This is a genomic window from Marinobacter shunpengi, from assembly GCF_045449715.1.
Lineage (GTDB): Bacteria > Pseudomonadota > Gammaproteobacteria > Pseudomonadales > Oleiphilaceae > Marinobacter.
The window spans coordinates 157,298-172,484 of the sequence record NZ_JBJJLA010000019.1 but is presented as its reverse complement, the minus strand read 5'-3'; the positions used below and the strand labels follow the sequence as shown (position 1 = coordinate 172,484).

Below are 15,187 nucleotides of genomic sequence, written 5' to 3'. Positions count from 1 at the left end.
TGACGGGCTCTTTACTGGTAGTAGGCATTCTCCTTGTAGGAGTGGTCGGTGACGTCGCGTACTGCGCTGATCTCCGGAACACGCTCCTTCAGGGTGGACTCGACGCCCTGCTTCAGGGTCAGGCTGACGGCACTGCAACCCTGGCAACCACCGCCGAAGCGGAGCACGGCCACGGACTCGTCGACGATTTCCACCAGTTGAACATCACCACCATGGGACGCCAGCCCGGGGTTGATCTCCGACGCCAGCACATAATTCACGCGATCCGGCAGCGGCGCATCCTCGTCAATGTTGGGCACCTTGGCGTTGGGTGCCTTGATGGTCAACTGCCCCCCCATCTGGTCCTTGGCGTAGTCCACATGGGCCTCTTCCAGGAACGGGACAGAATTCTGATCCAGATACAGGGTGAACTTGCCCAGGTCGAGTTGCTCATCGGTGGGGACCACTTCATTGGGCGGACAGTAGGCCAGGCAGGTTTCGGCATGCTTGGTACCCGGCTGCGTCACGAAGATGCGCACGCCCATGCCTTCCACATCCTGCTTGTTGATCAGTTCGGCAAGATAGTCTCTTGCGGAGTCGGTAACGGTTACCAATGCCATTTCTTCAACCTGTCAGTAAGTGTGGGTCCATTTTAACGGAGAACCCGGGTTCCTGAAAGACCAAGTATTTTGGTCGGATTTTAAGTCAATAAGGCCCCGGCCTGTGATTTTCAAGGCCCGGGATCGAATGACCCCGGTCGCGCCCGGCAGGACTCGATCGGTCAATTCTGGTATTATGCGCGGCTCGAAACCGTACACTCATTATGCCCGGACAACCCAGAACATGACCGATCGCGCGACCCGACTTGCCCAGCTCCACCAGGCCCTCAAGGAACGTATTGTTGTCCTTGATGGCGGCATGGGTACCATGATCCAGAATCAGCAACTGGATGAAGCCGCCTTTCGCGGCGAGCGCTTCCGGGATTATGAGCGGGAGGTCAAGGGCAATAACGACCTGCTCTGCCTGACCCAGCCCGACCTGCTGACTCGTATCCACGGCGACTATCTGGCCGCGGGCGCGGATATCATCGAGACCAACACCTTCAATTCCACCCGTCTGTCCCAGGCGGACTACGGCATGGAAGAGCTGGTGCCGGAACTTAACCGGGAATCCGCCCGCCTGGCCCGGCAAATCGCCGATGAGTTCACCGCCCGCGAGCCCCACAAACCCCGTTTTGTGGCGGGCGCCATTGGCCCCACCTCCCGCACGGCTTCCATTTCCCCGGACGTCAACAACCCGGGCTACCGGAACGTGGACTTCCAGACCCTGGTGGATAACTACTACGAAGCGGCACAGACCCTCACCGAAGGGGGGTGTGACCTGCTGCTGATCGAGACCATCTTCGACACCCTCAATGCGAAGGCCGCCATCTACGCGGTGCAGCAGTATTTCGAGGATTCCGGTATCGAACTCCCGCTGATGATCTCCGGCACCATTACCGATGCCTCCGGCCGCACCCTGTCCGGCCAGACCACCGAGGCCTTCTGGAATTCCATCGCCCACGCCAGGCCACTGACTGTCGGCTTGAACTGCGCCCTGGGCGCCGACGCCCTGCGCCCCTATGTGGAGGAGCTGTCCGCCAAGGCGGAAACCTACGTCAGCGCCCATCCCAACGCCGGCCTGCCCAACGAGTTTGGTGAATACGACCAGACCCCGGAGGAAATGGCGGACATTATTGAAGGCTTCGCCCGGGACGGCTTCCTGAACATCATCGGCGGTTGTTGCGGCTCACGCCCGGATCATATCGAGGCGGTTGCCAACGCCGTCGCCAAGTATCCGCCCCGGCAGATTCCCGAGCGCCCCAAGGCCCTGCGCCTGTCCGGCCTGGAGCCCTTTACCGGCGACGAGAACACACTCTTCATCAACGTGGGTGAACGCACCAACGTTACCGGTTCCAAGCGATTCCTGCGCCTGATCAAGGAGGAGCAGTACGAGGAAGCCCTCAGCGTGGCCCGGGACCAGGTAGAGAACGGCGCCCAGATCATCGATATCAACATGGACGAGGGCATGCTGGATTCGAAGGACGTCATGGTAACGTTCCTGAATCTGGTGGCCTCCGAGCCGGATATTTCCCGGGTGCCCATCATGCTGGATTCCTCCAAGTGGGAGGTGATTGAGGCAGGTCTGCGCTGTGTCCAGGGCAAGTCGGTGGTCAACTCCATCTCCCTCAAGGAAGGCGAAGAGGAATTCCTCAAACGGGCCCGGGACTGCATGCGCTATGGCGCCGCCGTGGTGGTTATGGCCTTTGACGAGGACGGCCAGGCGGATACCTTCGAGCGCAAGACCGAGATCTGCAAGCGCTCCTATGACCTGCTGGTGGGCATCGGCTTCAACCCCGGCGACATCATCTTCGACCCCAACATCTTCGCCATCGCCACCGGCATTGAGGAGCACAACAACTACGCGGTGGATTTCATCAACGCCACCCGCTGGATCCGTGACAACCTGCCCCACGCCTCCATTTCCGGCGGTGTGAGCAACGTGTCCTTCTCCTTCCGGGGCAACGACGTGGTGCGCGAGGCCATCCACTCCGTCTTCCTGTACCACGCCATCAAGGCGGGCATGAACATGGGCATCGTCAATCCCGGCCAGTTGGTGGTCTACGACGAGATCGACCCGGAGCTGAAGGAACTGGTGGAGGACGTGGTCCTCAACCGCCGGGACGATGGCACCGATCGCCTGCTGGAGATTGCCGAGCGCTACAAGGGCCAGGGCGGCAAGACCCGTGAGGAAGACCTGGCCTGGCGGGAATGGCCGGTGGAGAAGCGGGTGGAGCATGCCCTGGTCAAGGGCGTGACCACCTACATTGTTGACGATACGGAAGAGTGCCGTCAGCGGGCGGAGCACCCCATCGAGGTTATCGAAGGTCCGTTGATGGATGGCATGAACGTAGTGGGCGACCTGTTCGGCGACGGCAAGATGTTCCTGCCCCAGGTGGTCAAGAGTGCCCGCGTCATGAAGCAGGCAGTAGCTCACCTGATCCCCTACATCGAGGCCGAAAAGTCCGAGGGCCAGAAGGCCAAGGGCAAGATTCTCATGGCCACGGTAAAGGGTGATGTCCACGATATCGGCAAGAACATCGTCGGCGTGGTACTGCAATGTAACAATTACGAGGTCATTGACCTGGGCGTGATGGTGCCCTGCGAGAAGATCCTGGAAACAGCCAAAGCCGAAAACGTGGATATTATCGGTCTCTCCGGGCTGATTACCCCATCCCTGGATGAAATGGTCCATGTGGCCCGGGAGATGCAGCGCCTGGACTTCCAGGTTCCGCTGATGATCGGCGGCGCCACCACGTCCAAGGCCCATACCGCGGTCAAGATCGAGCCACAGTACAAGAATGACCTGGCACTGTACGTATCGGACGCCTCCCGTTGTGTGAACGTGGCATCCACCCTGCTCAGCCGCAACGGCAAGCCCGACTACGTGGAGAAAACCCGGAAGGAATACGACGCAATCCGCGAACGCCGCAAGAACCGGGGGGAACGCACCAAGCTGGTATCCCTGTCGGAAGCCCGGGAGCGCGCGCCGGAGATCGGCTTCGACGGATTCACACCGGTGAAGCCCGCTTTCACCGGCGTTCGCGCCTTCGATGACTACGACCTCAACGAACTGCTGGACTACATCGACTGGACGCCGTTCTTTATTTCCTGGGATATTGCCGGCAAGTATCCCGCCGTGTTCGATGACCCCAAGCGCGGTGAAGCCGCACGCACCCTGTTCGATGACGCGCAACAGATCCTGCGGCGGATGATCGACGAGAAGCGGGTGCAGGCCCGGGGCGTTATCGGGTTCTGGCCGGCCCACCGCCGTGGTGACGATATCGTGGTCTACCGGGACGAGAGCTGTCGCGAGGAGCTGACAGTCCTCCATCACCTGCGCCAGCAGGATGACAAGGCCTCGGGCCAGGCCATGCGGGCGCTGTCGGATTTCGTGATGCCGGAAGGGTCGGACCAGTGCGACTATGTGGGCGGCTTCGCGGTGACCGCCGGCGTCGGCGCCGAGGAATTCTCCCAGGAGTTTAAGGACGCCAATGATGACTACAATGCCATCATGGTCAAGGCCCTGGCAGACCGGTTGGCGGAAGCCTTTGCCGAGCGCATGCACGAGCGGGTGCGGAAGGAATTCTGGGGGTACCAGCCGCAGGAACACCTGGACAACGACGACCTGATCCGGGAAAAGTACCAGGGCATCCGCCCTGCCCCGGGTTACCCGGCCTGCCCGGACCACACCGAGAAGGAAATCCTGTTCGACCTGCTGAAGGCGCCGGAGAACACCGGTATCGAACTGACCGAGCACTTCGCCATGTTCCCCACGGCAGCGGTGTCAGGCTGGTACTTTGCCCACCCGGAGTCGAAGTATTTTGCCGTGGGCAAGATTGGCAAGGACCAGGTCACCGACTATGCCGACCGCAAGGGTATCAGCCGGGCCGAGGCCGAACGCTGGCTCGCCCCCAGCCTGGCCTACGATCCGGCGGAGTGAGCGGGAACGGGCGGGCATTCCTGCCTGCCCCCACACCGACCGACCCGATACAACAAGAAAACGACAGGAGTAGCCATGGCAGACAACGACAGACAGGACAGGTCAGCCCCTGACAGCACCCGGGGACGCAAGAAAGGCCCTGGTGTCCTCAAGGTTCTGCAGAGTGTGCTGGCAGGCGCCTTCGGGGTACAGTCCGGCAAGCGTCATCAGGAGGACTTCAGCAGTCACAGCCCATGGCCCTACATTATTGCCGGTATCCTGTTTACGGTGGGGTTTGTGGTGGTACTGGCCCTGATCGTCAGCTGGGTGCTGGCCGGGCGCTGAAAAATCAAGCGATCGGGGCAGGCACACCACCGGGTATGACCTGCCGCCAGGGTCCGCTTACTGAAACGATACCCAGCTAACGGCAAAAGCAACCACCAGCACTACCAGCGCTGTAAAGGCGATAGCGTCGACCTGGCTGTCATTGAGTGTGCTTTTCTTCATATCCGGTTCTCCGATTGACGTTTTTTGATATTGTTCTGGTCTGGTCTCGTGACGTCCGTTTACCACGTCCGGGATTTACCTTAATGCAGGCGGGACGCCGCTGCAAGCCAATCTGGCTGAAACCGGTACAGCCCGCCTGATCCGTTATTGACCGCACGTTTGGCGGCTCCTCTTATCACCAGAATCGATTACCATATTTTGAAATAATCATTTTAAGAATAAGGACGTGGTGCTATCCTGCCCCGCATCAGCACCCATTGACACATGTCATCTCCCGGCAGGCAGCCCGACCAACGAGGCCAGCCACCGGAGAGAGTGCAACAGGACGATTCAGGACTATCCGATTATGTACGTTTATGATGAACACGACCGGCAGATTCTCTCGGAACGGGTAGCCCAGTTCCGGGACCAGACCGATCGTGCCCTGGCCGGTGAACTGGCCGAGGACGAATTCCTCCCCCTGCGCCTGCAGAACGGGCTCTATGTTCAGCGCCTCGCACCCATGCTGCGGATCTGCATTCCCTATGGCATGCTGCGTGCCGAGCAGTTGCGGCGGCTGGCCAGCATCACCCGTGACTACGACAAGGGCTACGCCCACTTCACCACCCGTCAGAACGTGCAACTGAACTGGCCGGCACTGGAAGATGTGCCGGATATCCTGGCGGAACTGGCGGAAGTGGAGATGCACGCCAACCAGACCAGCGGCAACTGCATCCGTAACACCACCACGGACCAGTTCTCCGGGGTCCAGTCCGACGAGATCGCAGACCCGCGCCCTTACTGCGAGATCATCCGTCAGTGGTCCACCTACCATCCGGAGTTCGCCTTCCTGCCCCGGAAGTTCAAGGTGGCGGTCAACGCCTCCGAGCATACCGACCGCGCCGCCATCCAGGTCCACGATATCGGTCTGCAGATGGTGCGCAACGACGCCGGTGAGCTTGGCTTCCGGGTCCATGTCGGTGGCGGCCTCGGCCGCACGCCCATGGTCGGCCCGGCAATCCGCGACTTCCTGCCGGAGCTGGATCTGCTGACTTACCTGGAAGCCATCCTGCGGGTGTACAACCGCTATGGTCGCCGGGACAACAAGTACAAGGCGCGGATAAAGATCCTGGTCAAGGCGCTGACGCCGGAGGGTTTTGCCGAGCGCGTGGAGGCGGAATGGGCCCATATCAAGGATTCCCCCACCCGCCTCACCCACGATGCCATCGAGCGGATGAAGGGCTACTTCACCGAGCCGGACTATAAGGCCCTGCAGGATAACCCCGAATCCCTGGTGTCCGCCCGTGCCGAGAGCAGGCCTTTCGACAACTGGGTGAACCGCAACGTCAACGAGCACAAAAAGCCCGGCTACGCCATTGTCACCCTGACCATGAAGAAGACCGGCACGCCCCCGGGCAATGTGTCGGACCGCCAGCTTGAGCAGATTGCCGACCTGGCCGAGCAGTACAGCCTGGGCGAGGTACGGGTGACCCACGAGCAGAATGTGGTACTGGCGGATGTGCGTCAGGACCAGCTCTACGACCTGTGGCAGGCCATCCGCCCCATGGGCTTTGCCACCGCCAACCTGAACACCCTGACGGACGTGATCTGCTGCCCCGGCGGCGACTACTGCGCCCTGGCCAACGCCAAGTCAATCCCGGTGGCCGAGTCCATCCAGCGCCGGTTCGACAACCTGGACTTCCTCTACGACCTGGGCAACATCGACCTGAACATTTCCGGCTGCATGAACGCCTGCGGGCACCACCATGTGGGTCATATCGGCGTACTCGGTGTCGACAAGAAGGGCGAGGAGTACTACCAGATCAGCCTTGGCGGCGCGTCCCAGCACGATGCCTCCATCGGCAAGATCCTGGGCCCTTCCTTCGCCCGCGAGCACATGCCGGAGGTGATCGAGAAGATCATCAACGTCTACGTGGACAACCGCACCGAGGAGGAAGAGTTCCTCGATACCTATCGCCGGATCGGCATCACCCCGTTCAAGGAGCGCGTCTATGCCTGATATCGTTCGCCACGACGGCAGTATCGTTGCCGACCACTGGCAGGTGCTGGAGCATCCCGCCGAAGGCGAGACCCTGACGCTGCCGGAAGGCCCCTGCCTGGTGCCGGCGGAACTCTGGCTGGCCGGCCGTGAACACTATGCCGGTAACGACCAGGTGGGCCTCTGGCTGGACAGCCACGAGGAACCGGAACTCATCGCCGATCACGTGCACGAGCTGCCCCTGATTGCGGTGAACTTTCCCAAGTTCAGCGACGGTCGCGGTTATTCCACCGCCCGCCTGCTGCGGGAGCGTTTCAGCTACCGGGGCGAACTCCGGGCCATTGGCGATGTGCTGCTGGACCAGCTCCAGTTCATGAAGCGCTGTGGCTTCGACAGTTACGCCCTGCGGGCGGACAAGGACATCAACAAGGCGCCGCGGTGCCTGAACTTCTTCAGCAACGCCTACCAGGCGGCCACGGACAACGATGAGCCGCTGTTCCGCCGGCGCGGGGAATTCCCGGTAGCGGAAACCGCCTGATCCGGAAACAAAAAACGCTGGCCTCGGCCAGCGTTTTTTTATGCCCGTCTGTATGTGACCGGCGCCCGATCCTGACACCGATCACATCCATGCCTCAGAGGCCATGATCCAGCACGATCTTGCCGCTGGACTGGCCAGCAAGAAACGCCTTGAGGGCTGAATCCAGATCCTTGCGGCCGATATCCCGGGCGGACGCCTCGGTCTTCGGGCAGGCCCATTCCGAGGACAGCTTCTTCCAGACCGCCTCCTTCTCCGCCAGGGGAATCTCCACGGAGTCCACACCCAGCAGATTCACGCCCCGGAGGATAAACGGCATCACCGTGGTTTCCACCTTGGGGCCGGCCACCAGGCCACAGCAGGAAACCGAGCCACCCGGCTGGACCTGCTTGAGGATTTCCGCCAGCGGACTGCCGCCCACGGTATCGACGGCGTTGGCGAATGCCGGCTTCAGCATCGGCTTGGGAGAAGCCTCCAGGGCATCCCGGCCCAGCACTTCCGCCGCACCGAGCGCCTTGAGGGCGTCCGCATGATCGGACTTACCGGAGACAGCGGTCACCTGGAAACCAAGACCCGCCAGGATCTCAACGGCCACGGTACCCACCGCCCCGCTGGCGCCGGACACCAGCACCGGCCCCTGCTCGGGGGTGGCCCCCATGCGCAGCAATTTACCCACGCACAGGCCCGCGGTCAGGCCGGCAGTGCCATAAATCATGGCCTTGCGGGCGTCCCAGCCATCGGGCATGGCCACGCACCACTGCGCCGGCACACGGATATACTCGCCAAAGCCGCCCGGGGTGTTCATGCCCAGGTCGTAGCCGGTCACGATCACCTCGGCCCCGACAGCGGGACTGCCACCGGAGGCCACCACCTCGCCGGCGGCATCGATGCCGGGGGTATGGGGAAAGTTGCGGGTCACGCCCTTGTTGCCGGATGCGGACAGGGCGTCCTTGTAGTTCAGGGAGGAATGGCTGACACGGATCAGCACCTCGTTGTCCGGAAGATCAGCAGTATTGCAGGTTTCCTCGGCACCAACGTAGTCACCATCCTGCTCGTGGACACGCCATGCCTGGTACTCGGTATCGTTGCTCATTGCCTGTCTCCTGGGGTTGAGGAATGGTCTGTTACTGGATGTTCTGGTTGCGGAAGGCACTCAGCACGCGCCAGACCGTTGCTTCCAGGGCGGCGCTGGTGGCCAGCCCCAGTTTCTCCGGCAATGTACGCTTGCGCTGGAAACTGACCGACACCACATCCGAGCGATCACAGGCATCGATCAGGTACTCGTCGGAGGTACGGATCTCATCCACCAGCTTCACCTCCAGTGCCCGCGTGCCAAACCAGATATCACCGGTGGACACCTTGTCCACATCCAGGTCGGGCCGGCGCTCACGGACGTAGTCCTTGAACAGGTGATGGGTGTCCTCCAGGTCTTCCAGGAATTTGCGGCGCCCCTTGTCGGTATTCTCACCGAAGATCGTCAGCGTCCGCTTGTGCTCGCCGGCCGTGAGAATCTCATAGTCCACGTCGTGTTTCTTCAGCACCCGGTGGAAGTTCGGCAACTGGGCCACCACGCCAATGGAACCGAGCACCGCAAAGGGGGACGCCACGATACGGTCCGCCACGCAGGCCATCATATAACCGCCGCTGGCGGCCACCTTGTCGACACAGGCGGTCAGGTGGATACCCTTGCCCCGGATACGGTCGAGCTGCGCCGCCGCCAGGCCATAGGCGTGGACCAGGCCGCCCCCGCTTTCCAGGCGCACCACCACCTCGTCACGCCCTGGCTCGGCCACAGAGAGCACCGCCGTTACGGATTTCCGCAGGGTCTCGGTATCGCTGGCCTTGATGTCACCGTCAAAGTCGATCACAAAGGTCTTCGGCCGGGTCTCCTCTTCCTTGTCTTTCCTGTCGGCGGACTTGCCAGCCTTTTTCTTTGCCTTCTCCGCTTTCTGTTTTGCTTTCTTCCACAGCTTACGCTGTTCCGGTGACAGCATCCGGCTCTCAATGGCTTCCCGCAGCTTGCGGTACTTTTCATTGAGTCGGCGAACGGTGAGTTCGCCTTCATCGTCACCCTCCCCCCGGCTTTTCTGGATGGACGTAGCCGCCACCACGATGACCACCACTACCGCAATCACAAAGGTCACGACTTTCGCGAGAAAGAGACCGTAGTCAGAAAGGAATTCCAAGGCACGCTCCATGATCGACTGCAAATGAGAGTCCTGATTGTAACCGAGGCCATAGCGGGTACAACCATCCGGGGACGAAAGTTGCACAGCGGGGACGGAAATTCGTCAAACGATCGTTTGATTTTTTCTTGACACTCCCCCTGCGCGCCCCTAAAGTCGGACTGAGCCGGCTGGCCGGGAGACCCGGCAGTCCCCGTTGGTGTATCGCCAGCCGGTCCGCCCAGCACGATGCGAACCGCTCGTTCGCGGAGTTTGTTACACAAAAGGGAAAAACAATGTCCGTAGCCCAGGTATTCGAAAAATTCGAACAGAACTTCAACCCCGATGCCGCTGAAGGCATGGATCTGGTGTTCCAGTTCAACATCGAGGACGACCAGAACTACCACCTGATCATCAAGGACCGCACCTGCAAGATGGTCCAGGGCGATCACGACGATCCCTCCGTTACCCTGATCATGGATTCCGCCACCCTGAATGGCATTGTCTCGGGCGAGACCGATGGCATGCAGGCGTTCATGTCCGGCCAGCTCCGCGCTGAAGGTGACATGATGCTGGCTACCAAGCTCGGACAGCTGTTCTCGCTGAACTGATCCACCGTTCACGAAACGAGAAAGGGCATCCCTCGGGATGCCCTTTTCTTTTACTATCCTGCCTGAACTATTCTTCGTCCCAGAGCCGCACCGCCGACCTGGCCTCTTCATTCACCGGCACCGTCACCAGCCCGCTGGACGAAAGCCGGACATCGTACAGGGCGCCATCCCGGAACGGCATATAGGTGGCACTACCGTAGATCCCCTCCATGAAAGGCAGGTTCCAGGCCTGGTCCATCTCCCACAGGTCCGGCCAGCCCTGTTCGCCGACTGCCTCAACCGTGCGCGCATCATTGCGTTCCTGCTCCAGGGAATGGTAGCGCCCACTGATCCGCTCCAGACGATAGCCGGGGGAGACGCCAAGCCAGCCGAACGGCCCGCCAAAACGGATGATGCGGGCATCGAGCTGCCACTCATCACCACTGAGGGTCCAGTTCTCCGCCGGCTCCCCGGGCTGGTCCAGCCGGACCCGCCAGGTCTGGTCACCAATCGCCTCGATACGGAGCGAGCCAATGGTCTCCATATGGGAGAGCGCCTGGTAGTGGCGCAACTGCATGGCCACGGCAATGCCGTAGAGACCGCCGCCCACCAGCACAATGACGAACATGCCCTTGATCCACCCCAGCAGCCACCGGGGCCGCAGGAAGAACGCCAGTCCCATGAGCACCAGAATGCCGCCAAGACCGGCCAGTACCAGCATCGCCATCGGATAGGACATTGATTACAGTCCCCCGTCGTCCAGGGAGGACTCCGCCAGCTTCAGGAGATCCGGATTGCGGTTGTCACGGGTGCCGATGGTCTCGATGTAGTACTCCAGGGACGTCAGGGCATCGGCCAGGGACTCCAGCACGGCGCTGCCCGGCGGTTCCTTCACGTCCAGCAACCGCTCCTGGATGGACCTGGCCACCCGTTCCATCACATCCGCCGCGTCCGGGTCGCCGGTCATCAGCAGACCGCCCCAGATACTGTGCAGGGTATGGGGCAGGTTCGCCAGGTGAAGCTTGTCGTAATCGGATTCCACAAACGCGGTGATGGCACGCTTGGCGAGGGTCAGCGCACTGCGGGCCTCGTCCCCCACCACAATGCTGGCCTCCCGCAGGTAGAGGGATTCCTCGCGGGCTTCCGGACGGGCCATGGCCAGGGCATCAGTCTCGGAGGTAATGCCTCGCGATACCATTTGCTGCACCGCATTCTCGATACCCAGCACGGCATCCGCCAGGGAGTAGAGTTCATCCTCGGCCGGCAGCGATCCGGCATGCTCCCAGGTGCGCAGCCTTTCGGCCTCGCCCTGGGCGATCTCCCCAAGCTGGCTGAGGTCGAGCATGTTCAGGGTGTTGGACAGCCGGTTGAGGGAATCGGCAATGGTGGACAGCTCGCTCAGGTCCGGTTCGATACCACGCTCGATAATATCAAGGCGGTCCTTGAGCTGGTTGAGTTCGTCCTGCAGGGCCTCGGACAGGGACTTGAGCACATCCGCCCCGGGGCCATACAGTCTTTTGCGGTGGGCCTCCATCATGGATTCCGGATAGTCCGATGGTGCCAGGTTCCAGGCGGACAGTATGCGCTGTACCTCCTGGTTACCGGAACCGCTCCGATAGAGCAGGTAGACCATTTCGCGGATAATGGATTCGTCCAGGGTCCGCCGTGCCGCCGTGCGGCCCACATAGACCATGTCACGGCTGTACTTCTCGACACGCATCAACAAACGCTTGCGAGCCTTATTGAACCCCATGGCGCGGTCGGTCATGGTATCCGCCACCACCATCAGCAGGCACCAGAGCTGCTTCAACTGCCCTTCCCCGCACAGGCGCGCAAATCCCCGCGACGCCCGGGACAGAAGCTTCTTGCTGACCACCTCGTTACGCTCCCGGATCACGCCGATCAATGCCACCTGGAACATCAGTCGCATCCGCCGGGCGTAGGTCTCGAACTCGTCGTCCGAAAGGTCCAGGGGCTCGGTGGAGGTGCCGGTGCAGAAATCCGGGCGCTTCTCGGTGTCCAGCTCAAAGAAGTGGGATTCCGGGTGTGGCTGCTCACCCCGCGCCACCCGCAGTTCGTTGATGATAGGCAGCAACAGTTCCGGGTGGTCCTCCCGCTGCTGGTGGTAGTACTCTACATAACGGCGGAGGATAAAAAGCGAGCTGTTGAGGGTGGTGAGGAGGATGTTCTTGTCGTCACTGGCACCAACGGGCACATCGTTGGCCACAGTGACCGCCTCCTTGCACAGGAGGGTACCGCCGCGCAGCTCCACCAGCACGAAGATACCCCGGAGCTGGTTCAGGTAATCCACACAGTTCTGCAGGTCTTCACCGCTTTCGCGGTTCTCCTGGAAGCGCTCTAGGCTGGTTTCCGCATTGCGGATGGTCTGCTCTATCTCTTTCTTGACCAGATCGAACGACTGTGACTTCGTCGCTAGTGACGACTGAATCATAAACTGACGCTTCCTGTCTCAGCATGGCCTGCGCAGGTACCGTTTCACTTCTTCAGGTACCTCCTGCACAGGCCTGGCCTGAACAGGGGTCTCCCGACGGTCGCGGGTCAGGCCCGCCCCGGATTCAACCGGTACTGCCTGGCCGGGCACCACACGACCTTTCTGGTACAGCGCAGGAGTTTCGCGGGTTACCCGGGCAAATCGCCGTAATACAAGGACTGTCCATTACTTATAACACAAAAGTTAGCCCGCTCAAGCGAGTGCGGCTATCACTTTCAAGAACTCCTAAACAGTTCTCAGTTCTGTCGCATATCCCTACGAAACCCTTTTCATCACCCTGCCATTCATGTTGACGACCGCCAGAGAACTTCTCCGGCCGCCTTTTCCACCGTATCAAGGAAAGCTTCGTGGGCGGCCAGTTCGTCATCGCTGGCCCGCACTACGGCCAGGGGCGGTCGGTCTGCCGGCAGTCTCCGGATCGACTGGACACCTTCATCGCCGTCGCTACCGGCATCCAGCGACAGCGCCGTCTGGCCGCCGGTAAGCAGCAGGAAGACATCCGCCAGGATCTCGGCATCCAGCAGGGCGCCGTGAAGTTCCCGGTTACTGTTGTCAACGCCATAGCGCTTACATAGCGCATCCAGGTTGTTCTTCTGACCCGGGTGCTTACGGCGGGCGATGGCCAGGGTGTCCAGCACGCCGCAGTGGTCCGCCACCTTGCGCACCGGCTTGAGCCGCGCGAATTCGGCGTCCATGAAGCCCACGTCGAAGGCCGCGTTGTGGATGACCAGCTCCGCGCCCTTGATGAACTCAAAGAATTCCTCGGCAACCTCGGCAAACCGGGGCTTGTCCGCCAGGAACTCGTTGGTGATCCCGTGCACCGAGATAGCTTCCTCTTCCACCTCCCGGTCCGGGTTGATATAGACATGGTAATGGCGACCGGTCAGTTGCCGCTCCATCACCTCCACACAGCCGATCTCGATGATGCGGTGACCTTCCGCCGGATCGATGCCGGTGGTTTCCGTATCCAGGACGATCTGTCTCATGCTCGTTACTACTCCACTTTGGCGCGATCAAGCTGTTCAATGCCCAGGTTGGCCAGGGCGTCGGCCCGCTCGTTCCCCGGCACACCGGAATGCCCCCGAACCCAGTGCCACCGGATGTCGTGGCGGGCCACTTCCTCATCCAGGGCGCGCCACAGGTCCTCATTTTTCACCGGCTTGCGGGCAGCCGTTTTCCAGCCATTCTTCTTCCAGCCGGTCATCCACTCGGTGATGCCCTTGCGCACGTACTGGGAATCGGTATACAGATCCACCTTGCAGGATCGCTTCAGGGCCCGGAGCCCCTCGATGGCGGCCATCAACTCCATGCGGTTATTAGTGGTTTCCCGCTCACCCCCCGACAGTTCCCGGGTGTGGCCACCATAGCTCAACAGTGCGCCCCATCCCCCGCGGCCGGGGTTGCCCTTACAGGCGCCATCGGTATACAGCGTTACTCGTTCGCTCATCAAAGATTCCGGATTGCGTGTCCCTCGGCATCATGCCGCGCCCTGCCCTGGGCGCGACCCTGTCGTGAAACGCCGAGTGTACCGGGACTGGGCAGCGGAATCACCTTACCGGGCCGCCATGCCCGACGCCGGGCAATGGGAGCACAGACGTGCTTGGTAGCCAGCACGCAGTAGTAGGCGCCCAACGGCAACATTCCCTGATTACCCACGTACTCCAGCAGACTGGGCCGCTCTATCAGCGAATCGCTCTGCACAGGCAGACGAAAGAAATAGCTGCCGGATCGCTCCACCGTGCATTCCAGCAGATTCAGCCAGTCCTCCATCCTCGACCGCAGCAGGAAGCGCCCACCCCAGGGCCCCCGGCGACGCTGGCTGAGCAGACGCCGGACGCCCCAGGAACTGATCGGATTGAAACCCAGCAGCAGCAACTGCCCGCCACCTCGCAGCACCCGGGTCGACTCGCGCAGGACCTGGTGGGGCCATGCCGAGAAGTCCGCCGTGTGGTGCAGGATCACCAGGTCCACCGACCCCGAAGGAAACGGCAGCTCGTCGGGATCGCAGACCACCACCCCGTCGGGCAGGTCCTTGCGCCAGTAGGGGGTGGCGATAATGTGCTGGGTGTAATCAGTATCCGTTGCCAGGGGCAGGCGATGGCTGAGGGCAACATGAAGCTGGCGCGCGCCGCCCAGTTCCGCCACGTGGGTGTTCACGCAGGCATGCTGGTCCGCCAGCAGGGCCTGGCCCAGGGAAGACTGGAACCAGGCCTCCAGGCTGCGGTGAGAGGCCCGGTAATCGGGCTGTTGACGGCGCCGGCGACGGATTAACCGCTGCCACTCCAAGCCACGCATGTTTGCCATCCGTTACCCCGTCGGTGATGAGGGTTGCTCTTGGGCACGCGCAACCCGATGCTTTATCATAGCAGTGACACTCCACCGCCCGAAATGAGGCCACCA

Annotated in this window: 13 protein-coding genes; 5 read left to right on the top strand and 8 right to left on the bottom strand. The window is 61.5% G+C overall.

All coding sequences use genetic code 11. From position 1 onward, the window contains the following. Positions 1–11 precede the first annotated feature (11 nt). Entirely contained in the window at positions 12–599 is a 588-nt protein-coding gene (gene nfuA, locus ACJO3T_RS14250) for a Fe-S biogenesis protein NfuA (protein ID WP_406963293.1), read from the bottom strand. A 223-nt stretch (positions 600–822) separates the two neighbouring features. Here nfuA and metH point away from each other — a divergent pair, with 223 nt between their 5' ends. The 4 genes from metH to ACJO3T_RS14230 all read left to right on the top strand — a co-directional run bounded on the left by metH (position 823) and on the right by ACJO3T_RS14230 (position 7,523). Continuing rightward, positions 823–4,521 carry a methionine synthase gene (metH, locus tag ACJO3T_RS14245; protein WP_406978871.1) on the top strand — a complete coding sequence of 1,233 codons (3,699 nt, stop codon included), beginning with the start codon at positions 823–825 and terminating at the stop codon, positions 4,519–4,521. A 75-nt stretch (positions 4,522–4,596) separates the two neighbouring features. Continuing rightward, complete coding sequence (locus ACJO3T_RS14240) at positions 4,597–4,845, top strand: DUF2970 domain-containing protein (RefSeq protein ID WP_406963295.1); 249 nt, start codon at positions 4,597–4,599, stop codon at positions 4,843–4,845. Positions 4,846–5,353: 508 nt separating this feature from the next. Further along, positions 5,354–7,006: a nitrite/sulfite reductase gene (locus ACJO3T_RS14235; RefSeq protein ID WP_406963296.1), complete on the top strand. Its 1,653-nt coding sequence runs from the start codon at positions 5,354–5,356 to the stop codon at positions 7,004–7,006. Continuing rightward, the gene (locus ACJO3T_RS14230; RefSeq protein WP_406978870.1) at positions 6,999–7,523 is read left to right on the top strand and encodes a DUF934 domain-containing protein; all 525 of its coding nucleotides are present in this window, start codon (positions 6,999–7,001) and stop codon (positions 7,521–7,523) included. Before ACJO3T_RS14235 ends, ACJO3T_RS14230 begins: the two co-directional genes overlap by 8 nt. 94 nt (positions 7,524–7,617) lie before the next feature. Here ACJO3T_RS14230 and ACJO3T_RS14225 read toward each other — a convergent pair whose 3' ends face one another. After that, entirely contained in the window at positions 7,618–8,613 is a 996-nt protein-coding gene (locus tag ACJO3T_RS14225; protein WP_406963298.1) for a YhdH/YhfP family quinone oxidoreductase, read from the bottom strand. Positions 8,614–8,644: 31 nt separating this feature from the next. Then, on the bottom strand, positions 8,645–9,706 hold the full coding sequence (gene sohB, locus ACJO3T_RS14220) for a protease SohB (RefSeq protein WP_406963299.1): 1,062 nt from the start codon (positions 9,704–9,706) through the stop codon (positions 8,645–8,647). A 275-nt stretch (positions 9,707–9,981) separates the two neighbouring features. On the opposite strand from sohB, the gene ACJO3T_RS14215 reads away from it, so the two are divergent. After that, positions 9,982–10,296 (top strand): SCP2 sterol-binding domain-containing protein, encoded by a 315-nt coding sequence (locus ACJO3T_RS14215; RefSeq protein ID WP_328189908.1) that lies wholly within the window; start codon positions 9,982–9,984, stop codon positions 10,294–10,296. Positions 10,297–10,363: 67 nt separating this feature from the next. Here ACJO3T_RS14215 and ACJO3T_RS14210 read toward each other — a convergent pair whose 3' ends face one another. The 5 genes from ACJO3T_RS14210 to ACJO3T_RS14190 all read right to left on the bottom strand — a co-directional run bounded on the left by ACJO3T_RS14210 (position 10,364) and on the right by ACJO3T_RS14190 (position 15,082). After that, a complete protein-coding gene (locus ACJO3T_RS14210) occupies positions 10,364–11,014 on the bottom strand; it encodes a multidrug transporter (protein ID WP_406978868.1) in 651 nt (216 codons plus the stop codon). A 3-nt stretch (positions 11,015–11,017) separates the two neighbouring features. Beyond that, positions 11,018–12,727, bottom strand: a complete 1,710-nt coding sequence (locus ACJO3T_RS14205; protein WP_406978867.1) for a FimL-related protein — start codon at positions 12,725–12,727, stop codon at positions 11,018–11,020. Positions 12,728–13,071: 344 nt separating this feature from the next. Further along, positions 13,072–13,773: a DNA polymerase III subunit epsilon gene (gene dnaQ / locus ACJO3T_RS14200; protein ID WP_406978866.1), complete on the bottom strand. Its 702-nt coding sequence runs from the start codon at positions 13,771–13,773 to the stop codon at positions 13,072–13,074. A gap of 8 nt (positions 13,774–13,781) precedes the next feature. Beyond that, on the bottom strand, positions 13,782–14,234 hold the full coding sequence (gene rnhA, locus ACJO3T_RS14195; RefSeq protein ID WP_406963303.1) for a ribonuclease HI: 453 nt from the start codon (positions 14,232–14,234) through the stop codon (positions 13,782–13,784). Beyond that, positions 14,234–15,082 carry a methyltransferase domain-containing protein gene (locus ACJO3T_RS14190; RefSeq protein WP_406963304.1) on the bottom strand — a complete coding sequence of 283 codons (849 nt, stop codon included), beginning with the start codon at positions 15,080–15,082 and terminating at the stop codon, positions 14,234–14,236. Before ACJO3T_RS14190 ends, rnhA begins: the two co-directional genes overlap by 1 nt. Positions 15,083–15,187 lie beyond the last annotated feature (105 nt).

What these genes read in the sequence shown, in the direction of transcription:
- nfuA (WP_406963293.1), bottom strand. Translation starts at nt 599, where the DNA reads ATGGCATTGGTAACCGTTACCGACTCCGCAAGAGACTATCTTGCCGAA.
- ACJO3T_RS14215 (WP_328189908.1), top strand. Translation starts at nt 9,982, where the DNA reads ATGTCCGTAGCCCAGGTATTCGAAAAATTCGAACAGAACTTCAACCCC.
- ACJO3T_RS14235 (WP_406963296.1), top strand. Translation starts at nt 5,354, where the DNA reads ATGTACGTTTATGATGAACACGACCGGCAGATTCTCTCGGAACGGGTA.
- ACJO3T_RS14190 (WP_406963304.1), bottom strand. Translation starts at nt 15,082, where the DNA reads ATGCGTGGCTTGGAGTGGCAGCGGTTAATCCGTCGCCGGCGCCGTCAA.
- metH (WP_406978871.1), top strand. Translation starts at nt 823, where the DNA reads ATGACCGATCGCGCGACCCGACTTGCCCAGCTCCACCAGGCCCTCAAG.
- ACJO3T_RS14240 (WP_406963295.1), top strand. Translation starts at nt 4,597, where the DNA reads ATGGCAGACAACGACAGACAGGACAGGTCAGCCCCTGACAGCACCCGG.
- rnhA (WP_406963303.1), bottom strand. Translation starts at nt 14,234, where the DNA reads ATGAGCGAACGAGTAACGCTGTATACCGATGGCGCCTGTAAGGGCAAC.
- ACJO3T_RS14230 (WP_406978870.1), top strand. Translation starts at nt 6,999, where the DNA reads ATGCCTGATATCGTTCGCCACGACGGCAGTATCGTTGCCGACCACTGG.
- dnaQ (WP_406978866.1), bottom strand. Translation starts at nt 13,773, where the DNA reads ATGAGACAGATCGTCCTGGATACGGAAACCACCGGCATCGATCCGGCG.
- ACJO3T_RS14225 (WP_406963298.1), bottom strand. Translation starts at nt 8,613, where the DNA reads ATGAGCAACGATACCGAGTACCAGGCATGGCGTGTCCACGAGCAGGAT.
- ACJO3T_RS14210 (WP_406978868.1), bottom strand. Translation starts at nt 11,014, where the DNA reads ATGTCCTATCCGATGGCGATGCTGGTACTGGCCGGTCTTGGCGGCATT.
- ACJO3T_RS14205 (WP_406978867.1), bottom strand. Translation starts at nt 12,727, where the DNA reads ATGATTCAGTCGTCACTAGCGACGAAGTCACAGTCGTTCGATCTGGTC.